Raw genomic sequence first — 16,737 nt, forward strand, 5'->3', positions numbered from 1 at the left:
CTACGCTGCGATGATCGCGCCTTGGGATCGGGAAAGGTACGCGGCGCTCGTAGCTAATCGAATGGATGACGACTCCGGAGAAGTGAGGTCGCTTCTCGGGTCGGAGGACGCGAGCGCCTCGACATGGTCGCGGACGAGCCGGTGCGGGACGCTGTACCGAACCGTGTCGATGTCGATCAGCGCGTCGTTCGCGACGCGCCGCTGTAGCGGCCGGCCGTGCGTCGGCAGCGGCCTCGCCGGGAGCGCGCGCAACGCCTGCCACTCCTCGCGCTCGAACCGGTCCGTTGGTCGCTCGTGCGTCGTGCCGTGGACCCGCAGGTCGGCAGCGAGCTGCCACTCTGCGAGGTGCGCCTCGAGGTGCCCGAACGACTCGAACTGCCGGCCGGCGATGGCGTTGCGCTTCACGCACTTCACGCCGGACTCGGTCTTCGCTTTGGTGCGCGCGCGGTACGGCTGACACGCTCGCGGCTGCACGTCCCAGTCGCGGCAGAACGCGAGGTACGCCGGGTGGAACGTAACCGTCTGCGCCTCGCGGTTGTGCGCCACGACGAGGCACCGTGAGTTGTCGCCGAGGACCTCGGCGGGCACGCCGCCGAAGTGCCGAAACGCCGACGCGATCCCGTCGAGCCACTCGCCCTGCCGCTCGTGCAGGAACGCCTTCACGAACAGCCGGCGCGAGTAGCTCAGCACCGCGGCGAGGAAGTGCACCGTTACCTGCTCGCCGGCGATCGAGACCCTACGCTCGCCGAAGTCGATCTGCATCTGCCGACCCGGCGCAGTCTCGAACCGAACGGTCGCGACATCGGCCGCACGCTGCTGACGCCGATGGTCCACGACGGCGCGCTGCACCGTACTGACGCTCGCATCGACGCCGCGCGCCGCAAGCATCTCCGCAACGACGACCGCATTACCTTCCGCGGCGCCGTCGACCAGCGCGACCACCTCCGTACGCGCCGCCTCGTCGAGAGACCGCCGGAGCGACCGCTGCTGCACTCCGACCGCGCCGCCCGCAGGTACCGGCGCACCGTGTTCCGCGCCACCCCCCAGCTCCGCGGCGATGCGCTTGGCCCCCCAGCCTCGGGCTGCGAGCTCTCGCATCTGCCGCCATCGGCACCTCCGCCATCGGGGGTGCCACAGCCACGACTTCACAGCCCATCTCCGCCTCCTCGTCGAGGGGCGAAGGGGGTCAGTTTAGCTGTCGCTCTACATCCTTCGCCCAGCGGCGGGCCACGACTAGGTAGGCGAAGGGCCGACCGCCGCGATCGGCAGTTCGCCGAACGAAACGGACCGAGACGGCGCGCGATCCAGAACGACTCCCGCGCGCTCGCCACGAAAGCGAACACGCGGACTCCCGGCGTACTCGCCCACCCGCCCCGACTGGTTTCGCCTCGCGCTTAGGATCTCTCCTACGCCACCCTGAGCACGCAGTGAGTACGGTCAACTCCCGAATCGTGTGTGAACTCGCGCCGCCACACGTCCGTCGCCGGGCGGTTACCCCAGCCCGGCGGGTGACGCGTCTCGCCGGCCGCTCTTGGTTAGCGCACGACTAACGTCGTCACACCGTTTGCTCGCTGGCCCTGCTTCCAGAACAGCATCGACCAAGCCACCCGAATCAGATGGCGCAACAGGCGAGACTCTACGCTCTGCGAATTGTGATACGGCGCGGAGGCTGCTCAGATCCGCCAACGCCAGCGGGCGGATACTTCCAAGCGATGTTCGACCGAGCCCTCGGCCTGTCTCGAGACTGCGAAAGGGCGCGCGACTTCCTCCGCAGGTAGCCAGAAATATCATCAATTTCCAGAAATGCTGCCGAGGCCTGAGGCTGACCGTGTAAGTGGAACACCTGGCTGTGGTACGGCTCCCGGAACGGCGCATGAGCATTACTGCCGCCGTAGGATCCGTTGTTCGCCAGGATGACGACCTGAAACATGTGATAGTGCAGGGCCAAGGACATCTGATCGAACGTCTTGATGTCCCTGTTAAAGGCAGGAATTGCGAAGACGTCCGACACGTCGCGCAGGTCCGCTGCCAGCGAGAGATCTGTCGCGTCGTAGCAGATCGATGACGTAAGCCACAACGGACGGTCGAGTCGATCGCTAGACCACTGGTATCCCACAATCCACTGGCACGGGCGAAATCCCTTGAGCACCTGCGTGCGACCGTTTCGTCGCTCCTCGTCCGGCGCGAGGTGCTGTTTCCCTTGCCGGCACACTCTGACCTGAAGACCGTGACGCCGCGTCCATTCAGGAATGATCCAGAGCGCGGAGTTGATTAGAGGCTGCCCGGGGCTCAGTTTCTGATATGCGAGCCCCGCGAGGATGATGGTCCGGTGCGCCCGCGCAAACGGAATGAGGTGCGTCCGCACGTCATTGGGGTGCACAGCGAGTTCCGGAAGGATCAGCCAGTCCAGGCGACCACCACGTTCCCGGTGCGTCTCCCGCAGCTCAAGCAGCCGTTCGACTGCGGCAAGAGCGGCGGCGAGGTGGTTGCGGTGGCGGCGCCGAGTGGATGGGTCAGAGAGCGAGAGGTCATCAGGCTTGAATTCATCTGCACCCGGAATAACGGTCTGAAGCACGCACGCCCGCAGCGGACGCTTTTCGTCTCGCCTCGTTGGCCGACGGGCCAGAAGGGGAAGCATTAGCACGTTCGTGGACTTCCCGCGCTTGTGCAGAAGCTCCCCAATACGATCTTCGACGGCCGACAGGGTCGCCCCTAGCCCCCGGCGAACATACCTGGCCTCAGAAGAGGACTTGCTGCCTGGCCACGCCAACAGAGCGGCAAGCATTTTCTCAGCCCAGTCAGATATTGGCAGCCAATCGTCTCCGAATGCGACTTGACCGTTGAACCAACCGTAACGGCGCTGCAGCCACGACGGCGCTGCAACCGCGTACGCGCCCAATGGCTTCTTCGACCGTCGTTGCCTTTCGGCAGGCCGCGTGAAATCTCGCTCGACCGTCAGAATGAACCTAAGCAGGTATCCGAGCCTAAACCGCCATTGCTCGTCCGCGGGACACCATCCAGGCGGATCGTAAAGCGAGGGGTTGCCCGGGGTTCTCTCTGTCGAGATTTCGACCCCGCTCGCGTTCCACGGCTCTTCGCCCACCGTGGGCAGGTACACGTCGCCAGGCCGAACAGGCGCTGAACTTCCATCCGCTTGCAGCGCTTTGAGGAAGCCAGCCGCGAACAGCAGCATCGAAAGCTCGTTGCGAAGCGGCCCCTCCGCTCCATAGTCGAGGACAACACTCGCAAGGGTGCGCTTTCCGCGAACTCGGGGCCGCGCTGCTAAGCAGAGGTCTTCGCGAACGTGGGGCGGCAATGCCTTCGTCAGCTCCTGGCGCGCATTTACCACCTCCAGGGCCAGCGATGGGTCCCGTTTGGCGATGTACGGCAGAAGCGCGCTCGCGTCCGTCGACCGAGCTACCTCGGCCGCCACATTGGTTTTCCCAAACGCCCGCCTCGCAATTACAAGACTGGTCGCTATAGCTTCAGTTGAGTTTCGACGGCCCGACCAGACACCGATCGCGTCCTGGAGGGTTACGGATTTGTCATCAGGCCTTGCTACCGCTAGGAATAGCTCAAGCTGGCGCCTGACATACCAGGGGACGTTTCGGCGACATTCAAGCTCTTCAGCTTCGTTGCGCAGCAGACGTCGGTATTCGTGGACGTCTACACCCTCAGGCAGCGACTCAAGATCTTCGACATACCCCGTTTCTGATGCGCCAGCCCGAAAGAGCTCAGAGAGACAGTACCAGGCGACCCGCTGTGCGGAGCTCAAGTGTTCGACCGTCTTTAGGTGAGGTCTCAGCAGCCGAAGGACTTTCTCGAGCGCGACCGGCGAAGGCCAGATGTCTAGACCGATCCGGAGAAGGCGAACGTTTGCTGGATCTTCCACCCAACTCTGGATCAACCCTAGCGCGAATGCTCGAGCCTCGTCGTCAAGTTGTGCCTGACTTCTCGCCGCTATCCGACGTTCATCCGCTGGGGTCTCGACGTTCTCATACCTCACCGCATTCGCTTCGCGCGCAGTGAGAAGCGGCCTTAACGACCTATACGTCGTCCTAAAGCGGCCCGCCGCGAAGCGGGCGACCGTTGCATCCCGGACGTCAGCAACCGGCGACAGCGACCAACCTGGCGTTCCCTCTCTCTCAGTCGAGAAGCGCCGTTGCGTCCGAATCAGGCCCTGAACCGCATCGAGGATCTCTTCGCCTCCGGCAACGTCGAACCCTCCCGACACCGCCCCCTGAATTCTGGACATCTTGCGGCTCTGTTGCACGGCAGGGCGCTCGTCGCCCCGGACATCGACGGCTTTCGTCTTCGATTTCGCTATGCGCAGCCCGGTGTCACAACGATTGAGGAGCTCCTGAAGCCATTCGACTGCGCTGCGCTCGAGAGCATCGAGGCTTACGTTCGCACCGGCCCGAACTACTAGCCGATAGTCGTCCACGTACCGACACGCATCCTCTAGATGGATGCCGGGGCGTATCTCAGTGGAGAACGCCTGCTGTAGGAGATCATCGACCTCCAGGAGCGCGACATTCGAAAAGAAGCCCGCCGCGACTAGCCCTTGTGGCAGCGCCACAACCGAGAAGCTGTCTAGTTTCGTATTCTTTGCGTACCTGTCGACCTCATTCCGATCACGATTGTCCCACTGCCACGACAGAATCCTGCCCGCCAGCTCGTAGAACCCGTCGTCATCTGATTCCTTCGCGACCCGGGCCAGGTTCCGCTCGATCAGGCGAGGCGCCACCCGATCAAAGAACTGTTGAAGGTCCGTGTGAATGATAACGACCCTGCCATTCCCTTGGGCGGACGCACGCTCGGCAACCAGGTCTGTTCGAGCAAGGAATCGGCGGTAGTCATGGTAGTACCCTCGATAAATCTTGCCTGAACCCCAACGGTGTCGAAGCTTGTCTTTCCTCTTGTCGCAGAAGAGGCGGTTACCGTACGAGACGACCCGCTTCCGCTCGTGCAGGCGATTGACCGGCCCCCGCGGGTCGCCTTGTCGTGTTTCGATTCGATCCGCCAGGCACATCATCAGCGCAGTTGCAGCCACCTGGTCGATCAAACTGACGTGGGCGAGTGGGCGAAGCTTCACCGTCTCGTCATTGACGGGGCCCCATCCGGCCGGAGAGATACACCACTGCTGACTCTTCGGCGCGGGAACGACTCTGATCGGATCGCTGTGCCAGCTCTTCGGAGAGCTCAGGCGTTTGGTCAACGCTTCTAGGAAGCGTGGAAGATCAACGGCTGCGCGATCGAGTTCTAGGGCATCCGAATACCAATTGTACGATCGTATATGGCTAGCGGTCTTCTTCCATGCTTGTACGAGCACGTACTCTTGGGTCAGGTATTCAAGACGAGGCGCAAGGCGTATCGGCGGCATTCGTTCTGGAGTCCCCGAAGACGACGTGGCAAGCCAGCCAGGGCTCTACATCGGGCGCGGATCTCGTGCGGCGCGATGTAGGGCCAGTCTCGAAACACTCGGCGAACCTTGGCGAGTCGTCAAGGGCTCACGTATGCTGCGGTTCCGTGCCGTGTCGCCGGGCACCGACGCAATCGAGTACCGGCCGTCCTCGCGCGACGAGCCCGAACCGGGCTCGCGCATGAACGAGCGCGTGGCTTCGCTCGCCCACAGAGGCCTGTGATGCACGAGCCGGGACCGCACTGCCACAAGCTGCCGAGCCTCTTCCGAAGAGGAAGCAAGCTGCGCGAGCATCTTGCTCGAGGACCGTGCGGTGCGGCGGACCACCCTCCACTGGAGCGGATTTGCGTCGGCCTATGCGATCGCCGTGTTGGGTGGCCTTGGTGCGCACGCGTAAAAGCGCGTTCGCCCAAACCTGCATCAAAGGATTACGTCGAATCCCTCGCGGAACCCCCGATGCAGAACGCCTTGCACGCTCAGTGGAGTCGGTGCCCGCGTGCGGTCTGCGGCGATGCGGGCTGCGCTTCGCGCCAGATCCATAGCCTCCGATGCAAGGGCCTTCGCCCGCGCCCGGAACGTTCGCACGTGGGCCGGACTGATCCTCGGGCGGACCGCGTCCCACGCGCTGCAGACCCGCGGCATGGCGTCGGCGAACGCTGCAAAAGGTGTCGTGCAGATAGTGCACGTCCTTCGGCTGCTTCGCGGGGTGCCGCTCCTCGAGCGCGAGCACCTTCTGGACGAGGTAGGAGGCGGGGTTCGCGACCTGGATCGTGACCGATTCGGAGAGGGGGAAGCCCTCCTCCTCCGAGAGCCCGATCCCCAGGGCAGAATCAGCAGCAGGTCCACGTACCTCAGGAGCTGCGCGGTCGTCCCTCCGACGTTCACCGTCGAAGCGACCCTCCCTCCCCGCTTCACCTCGCCCCCGACCAGCGGCGCGATGAACTCGAGGCAGGAACAGGCCTAGGTACGCCGGCGCCGGTCCCGGCTGCCGTCAGATATCGGCTAGGGATCGCCGGAGGCGCTGAGGGGATTCCGGCCTGGCATGATCCAGACGGCTCCAAGCTCCCGCTGCTTCGGAAGGGCCGCGGCCCGCCACCTAGCCAGCAGGTCACGAACCCGTACCGGTCGCGCCGCGTCGTCGAGGTTACCCTCCGCTCGAAGCGCCGAAACGAGACGCCATGCCGCCGGCCCCGAGACTCGTGCCTGGGCCGACAGCTCCGAAGCGGAGGCGACGCCGTCCCGGGGGACCGAGATGAGCTCGGGCCCCCGCGAACTTCCGAGGAGCACCTTCAGCATCCACTGGTTCAGGTCCGAGAAGAGATCTCTCGGGTGCCCTGCCGATCGCCCAGCCCCCCCTCGGTCGCGCCGGCGCGTCGGCTCGAACCTCGTCGAGTCCACACCCGTGCACACGTACGAGGCCCCGGTCGTCCGCATAACGGAAGAATTCGCCCTGGGCGGCGTCCGGGGCGTACTCCTCGAGCGCCGACCTCATCGCCGGGGAGATCGCCGGGGCCGCCAAGAGGGCCACGAACTGCCGGCTTTCGGCGTGAGCCCTCCCGGACAGGACCGCGTCCGCGAGAAGCCCCTTCAGCACCGCCTGCCGAGGTTCGCGTGAGTACCCGTGCTCGAGCGCGAGCCGTTCGCGGTGCCGAACGAGTGCGAGCCTGCCACCCTTCTCCTTCGCGAGCTTCCACCCAGCCGACTCCAGAGCCCTGGAGAGCTGCAGAGAGGCGTTTCGAGGGCACGCAGCGCGCCGACCTGGCCTCGCGTCCACTCCGCGTCCAAGCACACCCGTGCACCGGAGTTCCCTCGCATTCACTCGCTCAGGAACTCCGGTGCACGTTCAATCACGATTGTGCAGATTGCCCGCCTGCCGATTAACGTTGCGTAATTCTACGAATCCGAAGCCACAGGTTCACATCCTCTAGGGCTTCTTCGGGCTCTCGGAGCTATGCAGCAACGGTACAGCAAGACCATCGGTCCCACCTGCATCCGGCTGCACGGGCTTGAGAGCGTACTCGGGCGGTAGCTCGACGAGGGCCGCGCCGGAAGGTGGCGCGACCATCGCGCACGATCGCGCGCTCCTCCAGCCTCCGCGCATGCTCCTCCACGACGCTCGGCTCGTAAGTGAGCCGATGCAATGCAGATTGCGGCTCGTTCTCGACACTCGGAGAGAAGCTGGGCCGCCGCTGCACCCGCCTCCGAGAGCTTGAGGCGTGGGAAACCGCTTGTCACAAAGCGCTACCGCCACCGGAAATGCGGGGGAGGGCTTCCAGTCGTTGACGGTCTCGGCGTCGTCTAACCCCGTCCTTGAGGTACAACCCGATCGTGTAGTCCGGCTGGTCGGCAGCCGCAGAACGCGTCGCGCGATCTCTTGCCTGTGCTGTCGAACATGTTCCCTCCGAGCCGGGGCGGCTCGTGCAGGAGCCCTTCGAGCGCGGCGCCGCCGCGCGGCACCCCGCGAACTCTACGACGGCACGCGCGCGTCCGCAGCGCATCCCGCCGCGCCCGCCGTTTCTTCGCGGCGAGATGCGACTCCCCACTTGGCCTGCCCATGCCCGCCTTGTACGGGAGGGTCGGACACGTTACGCGTGGAAAATCGCCCACGCGCCACCGCCTGGCGTTCCCCCGCCGTGGGATGGACGTGCGCCGCGCAGACATTCGCGAGCAGCGCGCCGGCGAGCGCGGTCAGCGGCGTCACGCGACGAACCGCGCGTCGACCCGCGCGAAGGCGTTCTTCCGCTCCGTCTCGCTCGACCACGGGAACGCGAGCAGGCGCTCGGCGGGGGCGAACAACTCGACCGCCTCGGGCCCGAGCACCGCGTTCGCGCTCGCGCCCGAGACGCACGGCCTGGAGCGCCAGCCGCGCGTCCTTCCGGCTCCGCTCGGTCGGGCCAGCGGAGATCGCGGAGGCCGTCGAGGCGAAGCGGCTCCTCCTCCGCCGCGCCCGTGCGCTCGTCGAGCCGGCGGACCTCCTCGAGGTACCGCCCCCCTCGGTTCGCGCCGGAGGACATCCCGCGCGACCCGATCTCGAACGCGCGCTGGTTCGCGGTCATGCGTCGGGCGATGTGGGTGCTCGGCGGCGTGTGCGAGCCCGAGCTGCGCGGCCGTCTGTCCGCGTTCGCGGCGGCGCACGCGCTCCTCCTTGGCGGGAGCGTGAGCCGGCGCTGGCGAGGCGGAGACGGCGTGACGGGTCCCGGCGGTGGAGGCGTCGTGCTCGTGCTCGAGCGGGTGGTTCGGTTCGCGCGGGCGACCGGCCGGACGCCGTCGCGCCGCGGTAACCCTCATCGCTATCTCGCGGACTGCGATCGCTGGCTTAGACGGCACGACGGCGACTCGGCCGCGGCGCGGGTCGGAGCGCTGCTCCGACGCGTGCCGGCGCTCGACCTGGGGGAGGTGACGTCGGTGCAACTGGTCCGCGACGACGACGCGCTCGCCCGGCTCGAGCGCGTCGTGCTGCCGCGTTCGCCCGCACCCGGCGCGCCGGTCCGCGGCCTCGAGATGACGCCGATCGAGACCCCCGAGGCGCTCGCGGCGGAGCGCGCGCGCATGAACCACTGCGTCGCGACCTGGCTGCCGCGCGTCCTTGAAGGGGATACGTTCATCTACTCCGCCTCGGCCGCCGGCGAGCGAGTCACCCTGGCGGTGACGCGTGATCGCGGCGGGATCCTCCGGATCGCCGAGGCGCGCAGGAGCAACGATCGACAGCCCACGCCGATCCAGCGGCGGCTGCTCGAGAAGTGGCTGGGTCTGCAGCCCTGGCAAGGGGCAACCGCGAGGATCACGGACATGAAGGTGCGGAACGAGAGCGCCATCAGGACTCGAGCCCCAAGACGAGCTGGCGTGGCGTGACCGAGGCGCACTTCGGATCGCTCGCGGCGGCCCAGGGCAGCGCCGGTCGAGGGGCGGCGCGGAGGAAATCCGGCGCCGCCGTGGATCACGTCGCGCGAGCCGGTTCCTGGACGTCGCGACGCGGCGACGCATCCGCCTCCGCGCTCTCGATGGGATAGCCGGCGGCCTCCCACGTCGCGAATCCTCCCTCCATCTCAATCACCGGATAGCCCTGCGCGAGGAGCCGGACGGCCGCCTCGGCGGCGAGGTGGCAGGTCTGCGAGTAGCAGTACAGGACGTTGAGCTTGTCCTTCGCGAGTCCCCTTGGCCGGTCCCACTGTCCGTTGGGCAGGTTCACGGCTCCCGGGATGTGACCCTTCCGCCAGTCGACGGGCATCCGCACGTCCACGATCACGACGTCCCGGCCACGATCGATCATCCCGAGCACCTCGTGCGTGCCGGTGGTGAACGCGACCTTGTGCCTGAAATGACGCGCGGCTTCCTCGAAATCGTAGCTCTTCATGGTGGTCTCCTGTTTGAACCGACTCCCTCAGGAGTAACCCTGCTCGTGAGTTGCGCGAGGGCGGCGCCGCGATCACACCGTTCTCCCAGGAGAACGATCGATGACGTCCTCGCTCGACGACCTCGTGTCCCTGGCTCTCTTCGCGCGCGTGGTCGATGCCGGCTCGTTCACCGCCGCCGCCCGCGCCGCTGGCGTGTCGAAGTCGGCCGTCTCGACCCGCGTGGCGCGCCTCGAGGATCGACTCGGAGCGCGGCTCTTGCACCGCACCACGCGCCGGTTGGCACTCTCCGAGGCGGGCGCGGCGCTCTACCAGCATGCGGCGCGCATGGTGGCGGCCGCGGACGACGCGGCGGAGGTCGCGGAAGGCGCGAGTCGCGAGCCGCGCGGCCAGCTCCGGATCTCGGCGCCCATCACGCTCGCGCAGATGCACCTCGCGCCGCTGCTCGCCGAGTTCCTGCGCGCGCACCCGTCCGTGCAGGTTGACCTCGAGGCCACCGACCGCATCGTCGACCTCATCGCCGAACGGTTCGATCTCGCCATCCGTATCGCGCGCCTCCGCGATTCGAGCCTGGTCGCGCGGAGACTGGCGACGGACCGGCTCGTGATCGTGGGGTCCTCCGCGTATCTCGCGAAGGCCGGGACTCCGCGAAGCGTGGCGGACCTCGCGCGCCACAACTGCCTGCATTACGCACGCACTCCACCCAGCGCGGAGTGGGGGTTCCGGGAGCTTGGCGGCGTGCGGCAGGCGGTCGCCGCCGGGAATCTCGTCGTGAGCGACGGCACGGTACTCCGCGAGTCTGCGGCCGCGGGCCTCGGCCTCGCCGTCCTGCCGCGCTTCATGGTGGCCGCGGACCTGGCCTCGGGGAGGCTGGTGACGGTCCTGGACGACCTTCCCCGGCGCGAGATCGGCATCTTCGCCGTGTATCCGCACCGCCGGAACGTGCCCGCGAAGGTCCGCGCCTTCGTCGAGCTCCTCGCGGCTCGCTTCGCGCGGGCGCCGTGGCGTACACCCGAGTCATCAGGAACGGCGGGCGCTCCGCCCGGCCGGCCCACGTGAGATGAACGACCGCGCACTCGCCGGTGTCGGGAGCTCGAACAGGACGCCGGAGTCGTCGACACGCCCTCGACCGGGGCGGGTACGTCCCCGACCGTCAGGCATGCGTGCGCCGGAGATCCGCTGCCCTCGCCAGCAGCCGCCCGACGGCGCCGGCCGCGCGGTCCACGGCGACGTAGAGATCGGCGTCGCGGACCTCGGCGCGGCGCCGACCGAGTGCGCCGTCGACCTCGATCGCGCAGCGCTTGTCGACGCCGCCGCGCGGTCCGTTGACGTCCTCGAGCCACGCGCGCACGGCCGTCACGCGATCCGCGAACCGGCCGATCGCGAACCGGAGCCGCCGCGCGAGGTGCTCCTCGACTGCGCGAGAGCGGGTGACGGCCTTCCAGCGGATCCGAACGTCCATGTGGTGTCTCCCTTCCTCCGATTTGCGGCACGTCCGTCGCGCCGCAGGGATGAGATACGTCGGGAGACGGAGTTCGGAAATGAGATAGTTTCCCGGATATCGTTCGGTTTGGTGAACGTATGCCGCCTGGGGCACGTCCACGTGCGCGGGCCGGGAGGTCGGGCTGCAGCGCGTGTGCTCCGCAAAATCGCGCCGCAGGCCGCGTCGTCGAGGTTCGACGCGGCCTGCGGCGAGACATTGACTGCTAGAGCTCCGCGGACGGCGCGATCACCTGTGCTCGTGCCCGCGCTCCTCGCCCCTCCCGCGACCTTCGCCGCGCTGCGAGTGCTCCGGCGCCCGCCGCTCGCCCTGGTCCGGTCGCCCGTGCTCGCCGCGCCCGCTCCCGGCGTCGTAGTGCTGCCGCGTCACGGGCTCGCTCGGCTGGTAGCGGTAGCGTTCCGCACGGATCGAGCGCTGCTGCTCCACCTCGCGCGGATACCGGTCGCCTGCGTACGACCGCTGGTACACGGGCAGCGGCGCGGGGCGCGGAACGCTGCGGCGGTCCCACCGGTCCCAGCCGGCGCGACGAGCCTCCCAGTCGCGGCCCCACCGCTCGCCCCAGCGCGGCGGCATGTCCGCGCGCCAGCCGCGGAAGTACGGGGGCGGCTGACGGTAGTAGCGCACCGGGACGCGCAGCAGGAAGACGGGCACGTCATACGGCTCGACGACGTTCCAGGGCCCCGCGTACCAGCTGCTCACGTACCAGGTGTCCCCCTGATAGACCCAGTACGCGCCGTCGTAGAAGAAGTAATTCGAGCTCGCGGCAGGGGCGTAGTAGACGGGGTAGCCCGGGACGGCCACGAGGCGCGGATACGCCGGCATGTGGATCCCGATCTGGACGCCGGGCACCGCCACGCCGACATCGACGTGCACGCCGACCTGGGCGTGGGCCTGGCTCACCGAGCCGAGCAGCAGCGAGAGGGCAACGAACAGGTGACGCATTTCCGTCCTCCGTTTCGGTTCACCAGACGGTTGCGAAGAGACCGCTGCCGTCTGCGAGGTGACGGGCGACACCACGATTTGATTCGCCCGGCCCTCACCTGAGCTCCAGAGCAGCTTCCGGGCCAGCGGAGAGGACCCCGCAAGATCAAGCAGTTGCGTCGCCCCCGCGCGGTTCCCGTGTTGCGCCGCGGCAACACGCGCCGGGGGCGTGCCCTCCTTGCGTCACGGCGAGGTGGCCACGAGGCCCCCCGACCCGACCACCACGAGATCCCCGCCGGGAAGCACGGCGATGTCGTTCAGATCGTAGGTGTTCGGGCTCGCGGTCCACGGCGTGGGGAGCGTCGTCCAGGTGACGCCGTCCGGCGAGCGCAGGAGCCTGCCGGTGCTTCCCACCGCCAGGAACTCGCCGCCGGTCCAGGCCACCCGCTCGAGCGCGTACGGAGTCCCGGAGCTCCTCGGCGTCCAGCTCGAGCCGCCGTCCGGCGAGGTGAGGACGGTCCCGCCGTCGCCGACGACCACCATCGCGCCGGGCGAGGCGGCCACACCTCGCAGCGTGGCGGTCACGCCGCTCGTGCGCTGTGTCCAGGCGATCCCGTCCGGCGAGGTCGCGATGGCGCCGCTCACGCCCACGCCCACGAACTGGCCCCCGACCCAGAACGCCTTCTGGATGCGCCCGCCCGCGGGCGGCGTCCGCGACGTCCACGTCGCGCCGTCGTCGTCCGACGTGGCGATGCAGTTCCCGGTGAGCGAGGAGCCGGTCGCGACGAGCAGGCCCGAAGCCGACGCGGCCAGGCCGCCGTAGCACGGCACCGAGCCGACGCGCGTCCAGGCGGTCCCGTCGCTCGATCGGTAGGCGTCCTGGTTGGCCGCCACCTTCACCAGGGCGACGAACGCGGACGCCGACGACGACCACGCGACGTCGAGAAATGGGTAGTTCTCCCAGATGTTCGGCGTGAGCAGGTGCAGGGACCAGGTCGCGCCGTCGTCCGCGGAGACGCGCGCCACGTCCGACCCCACCGCCACGAGCAGCCCGTCCGACGGGCGGCGCGCGAGGCCGACGAGCTCGTGGTCCGCCGACCGCATCGACCACGCGAGGCCGTCGGCGGAGGTGAAGAACGCCCCCGCGCCGTTGCCGTCGGTTCCGACCGCGGCGTAGGCGGTCCCGGTGTGCACCACGGCGTCGGGGATGCCGGGCACGGTACCGCTGGTATCCCAGTCGACCCCGTCCGCGGAGGTCGCGGAGCGGTAGGACCCGACCGCGACGAAGCGTCCCCCGGCGAAGAGGACGTCGTTGAAGGGCGAGATCCCGGGGACGCGAGGCGTCCAGTCGACGCCGTCCGGCGTCGTGAGGAGCGCGCTCTGCGAGCCCGAGTACGGGAACGTGGTGGCGACCGCCAGCGACGGCGACGCGCCGACCGCCGTGAAGCTGTCGGTCGTGGGCGCGGTCTGCGAGGTCCAGCCGATCCCGTCGGGCGAGGTCGTCACGGCCCCGTCCTCCCCCACCGCCAGGAACGTGCTGCCGGTCCAGGTGACGTCGCACAGGTTCTTCGTCGTGCCGGGATCGCGGCGCGTCCACGAGGTGCCGTCGGGGGACGAGTAGGCGGCACCTCCCTGGCCCACGGCGACCCACGCGCCCGGCGAGCGCGCCACGGCGGCGACGGTGCCCGACGGCGTGGGCAGCGTGCGCATCGTCCAGGTGAGCCCGTCCGGCGAGGTGTGGACCCAGACCGCGCTGCCGACCGCCACGAGGAGGCTGCCGTCCCAGGCGACGTCCTTGGCGCCGTTGAGCGGGCTGGTCATGGTCCAGACGAGGCCGCTCGTCGAGGCCTGGAACCCGTCGTTCCCCACGGCCGCGAAGCGCGTGCCGGTGAAGGCGAGGCCGCTGGGCCTGCCGCGCGGCCCGGCGAGGCGGGTGGTCCAGGCCGAGCCGGGTCCGGACAGAACGGTGAAGGCGGAGGAGGTGGTGGCGCTTCCGCCGGCGGTGTCGACCCGGATCGGCCCCGTCGTGGCGCCGGCGGGCACGGCGACCACGAGCGAGGTCACGGACGCGGAGAGCACCGTGGCCGCAGTGCCGTTGAAGCGCACCGCGTTCGCCGCAGGCGTCTCCCCGAAGTTGAGCCCGACCAGGGTCACCTGGGTACCCACGCCACCGGCGGTGGGCGAGAACGAGGCGATCTGCGGCGGGTTCGTCCCACCGGGCGGACCGCCACTGCCGCCGCCCCCACTGCTGCATGCGGCGGAGAGGGCGAGCAGGAACGAGGTGGCGATGCGGGCCGAGGTGTTCATGGGGTGCTCCGGAGGACCCGGGACGGCGTCGTGGTGGAGTGGCGGACGCCGGGACCGTATCACCGCGGGTCACGCCCACACACGTCGCCACGAGTCCCACACTGGCCGCACCACTTCCCGGCGAGGCGGTGGATCCGCCGCCCAGGAGGCGTGCGGTACGGGCGAGGCTGCACCGCGGCGCCGGACGGCGACGGCCGGGCCGGATCGAAGACGGTCACCCAGGATCGCTCTTCTTCGCGGTGTTTCCTCGCGCTCGACGTATCGCGGCGCGGTGGCCCGTCGCGGTTCTGGCCCAGGCTCCGTGTGACCGAGCATCGGCCAGCTGCTGCGCAGCGCCGATGATCGCGATGTGCGTGAAGGCCTGCGGGAAGTTCCCGAGGTGGCCCACGCCGGGCTGATACTCCTCCGCGAAGAGATGCACGTCGTTGCCGAGCTCGAGGAGACGCCGGAACCGAGCTTCGGCCTCCTCGATCCTTCCCTGCATCGCGAGCACCTCGACGAGCCAGAAGGACGCCATGAGGAAGTAGCCCTCCTCACCCGAGAGACCATCCCCGACGGTCGAGCGGTAGCGCCGCACGAGCAGACCGTCGACTCCCAGCTCCTCCTCGATGCGAGCGACGGTGGCGCGCATGCGCGGGTCCCCGGCGTCCACGAATCCGACGATGGGGAGGAGCAGCAAGCTGGCGTCGAGCTCTCGTGACTCGAACGCCTGCACGAAGCAGCCGCGCTCCGGATCCACGCCGCGCTGCTCGACCACCTGTCGAATCTCGGCGCGCGCTTCGCGCCAGCCGTCCAGGTCACAGTGGAGCTGCCGGCTCTCTGCGAGCTCGATGCCGCGGTCGAGAGCGACCCAGCACATCACCTTGGAGTGGACGAAGTGCCGCGGAGGACCTCGCATCTCCCACAGCCCCTGATCCGGCTTCTTCCAGAGGACGCGCGCAGCCTCGACGAGCCCTCGCAAGAAGCGCCATTCGTCGTCGGACACCGCGGAGCCCAGGTGCACCGCCAGGTGCCAGAGATCGAGGAGCTCGCCGAAGGCGTCGAGCTGTCGCTGGGCAGTCGCGGCGTTGCCCACTCGAACTGGACGAGATCCCCGGTAGCCGTCCAGGTGCGGCAACTCGAGCTCCGGTAGCCGTCGCTCGCCGTAGCAGCCGTACATGATCTGGAGATCCGCGGCCCTGCCGGCCGTCGAGCGCTCGATGAAGAGCTTGAAGCCGCGCGCCACGTCTTCGTGCCCCACGGAGACGAGCGCCGACAGCGTGAGCGTGGAGTCCCGGATCCACGAGTAGCGGTAGTCCCAGTTGCGGTGACCGCCGATGACCTCCGGCAGCGACGTGGTCGGGGCAGCCACGATCGCGCCCGTCGGGGCGCACGTGAGCGCCTTGAGCACCAGCGCGGAGCGCACGACGTACGGGCGGTACTCCGGCCAGTATTTCCCTTTCCCGACCCACCTGCTCCACCAGGCGATCGTCACCTTCAACCGTCGATCGATGGTGCGGTCAGGAACCCTCCTCGGCACCATCTCGTGGGCCATCGAGGCCACCAGGGAGAACCGGCAGCGCTGCCCGGCGGCGACGACGAAGTTCCCGTGCAGCCGCACGGCGTGGTGGTCGATCGTCAGGGGGCAGCCGGCGCCCACGACCACCGCGTCGTCCCCACCCACCGCGCTGTAGACGTCCTCGCCGGGATGGTGACGCAACCAGGGGGCGAGCGCACCGTAGTCGAAGCGCGGCTCGATCACGGCCGCGAAGCTCACCTCTCCCTCGAGCCCCTCGACCACGCGAAGCAGCTGCTGATAGGGCGTTCGACTGCCGCCCGTGCGCATCGCGAAGCAGTCGAGGACGCGGGCGCGTCCGGTCGCGGTCTCGAACACGGTCTCGAGGACGTTCGTATCCTCGAGGTAGGACCGACGGCTGCGGACCAGTTCAGCGGCCCGCAGCTCGAAGGCGCCTCCCCGCTTCGCGTCGAGCAGTCGGCTGAAGACGCTGCCGGCGTCGAAGCGCCGCAGACAGGCCCAGTCGATCGAGCCGCTCGCGCTGACGAGCGCCGTGCTGTGGCAGTCCCCGATGAGCGCGTAGCTCGAGATGGGTTCGTAGTGACCGTTCGTCGTCGCCACACATCCCGCCGCGTCGGGTTTCCTCGGGTCCTGCAGACGCTGCTCCTTCCAGGGAGCCGCATGCTGGTCCACACGGTCAGCAGACGAGGTCGTAATGCTCGATCGCCGGCGGGGCACC

10 protein-coding genes are annotated in these 16,737 nt (G+C 68.5%); 3 read left to right on the forward strand and 7 right to left on the reverse strand.

Annotated features, from left to right (window positions below; all coding sequences use genetic code 11):
* On the reverse strand, positions 1–1,098 hold the full coding sequence (gene istA / locus AMOR_RS09320) for an IS21 family transposase (RefSeq protein ID WP_248360533.1): 1,098 nt from the start codon (positions 1,096–1,098) through the stop codon (positions 1–3).
* 538 nt (positions 1,099–1,636) lie between these two features.
* Complete coding sequence (locus AMOR_RS09325) at positions 1,637–5,095, reverse strand: RNA-directed DNA polymerase (protein WP_248360534.1); 3,459 nt, start codon at positions 5,093–5,095, stop codon at positions 1,637–1,639.
* A 967-nt stretch (positions 5,096–6,062) separates the two neighbouring features.
* On the opposite strand from AMOR_RS09325, the gene AMOR_RS09330 reads away from it, so the two are divergent.
* Both AMOR_RS09330 and AMOR_RS09335 read left to right on the forward strand, forming a co-directional pair.
* Entirely contained in the window at positions 6,063–6,386 is a 324-nt protein-coding gene (locus AMOR_RS09330) for a hypothetical protein (protein ID WP_248360535.1), read from the forward strand.
* Positions 6,387–8,635: 2,249 nt separating this feature from the next.
* Entirely contained in the window at positions 8,636–9,274 is a 639-nt protein-coding gene (locus AMOR_RS09335) for a PcfJ domain-containing protein (protein ID WP_248360536.1), read from the forward strand.
* An 85-nt stretch (positions 9,275–9,359) separates the two neighbouring features.
* Here the strand turns inward: AMOR_RS09335 and AMOR_RS09340 are convergent, their stop codons facing one another.
* Positions 9,360–9,776, reverse strand: coding sequence for a rhodanese-like domain-containing protein (locus AMOR_RS09340; protein ID WP_248360537.1), 417 nt, complete (start codon positions 9,774–9,776; stop codon positions 9,360–9,362).
* A 100-nt stretch (positions 9,777–9,876) separates the two neighbouring features.
* Between AMOR_RS09340 and AMOR_RS09345 the strand changes: the two genes are divergently transcribed.
* Positions 9,877–10,833: a LysR family transcriptional regulator gene (locus tag AMOR_RS09345; RefSeq protein ID WP_248360538.1), complete on the forward strand. Its 957-nt coding sequence runs from the start codon at positions 9,877–9,879 to the stop codon at positions 10,831–10,833.
* A 94-nt stretch (positions 10,834–10,927) separates the two neighbouring features.
* Here AMOR_RS09345 and AMOR_RS09350 read toward each other — a convergent pair whose 3' ends face one another.
* The 4 genes from AMOR_RS09350 to AMOR_RS09365 form a co-directional block, all read right to left on the reverse strand.
* Complete coding sequence (locus tag AMOR_RS09350; protein ID WP_248360539.1) at positions 10,928–11,236, reverse strand: HPF/RaiA family ribosome-associated protein; 309 nt, start codon at positions 11,234–11,236, stop codon at positions 10,928–10,930.
* 267 nt (positions 11,237–11,503) lie between these two features.
* Positions 11,504–12,217 (reverse strand): hypothetical protein, encoded by a 714-nt coding sequence (locus tag AMOR_RS09355; protein ID WP_248360540.1) that lies wholly within the window; start codon positions 12,215–12,217, stop codon positions 11,504–11,506.
* A 222-nt stretch (positions 12,218–12,439) separates the two neighbouring features.
* A complete protein-coding gene (locus AMOR_RS09360; RefSeq protein ID WP_248360541.1) occupies positions 12,440–14,503 on the reverse strand; it encodes an IPT/TIG domain-containing protein in 2,064 nt (687 codons plus the stop codon).
* A 214-nt stretch (positions 14,504–14,717) separates the two neighbouring features.
* Positions 14,718–16,691, reverse strand: coding sequence for a glycoside hydrolase family 15 protein (locus tag AMOR_RS09365; RefSeq protein ID WP_248360542.1), 1,974 nt, complete (start codon positions 16,689–16,691; stop codon positions 14,718–14,720).
* Between the last annotated feature and the right edge of the window lie 46 nt (positions 16,692–16,737).

Source organism: Anaeromyxobacter oryzae (assembly GCF_023169945.1).
GTDB lineage: Bacteria > Myxococcota > Myxococcia > Myxococcales > Anaeromyxobacteraceae > Anaeromyxobacter > Anaeromyxobacter oryzae.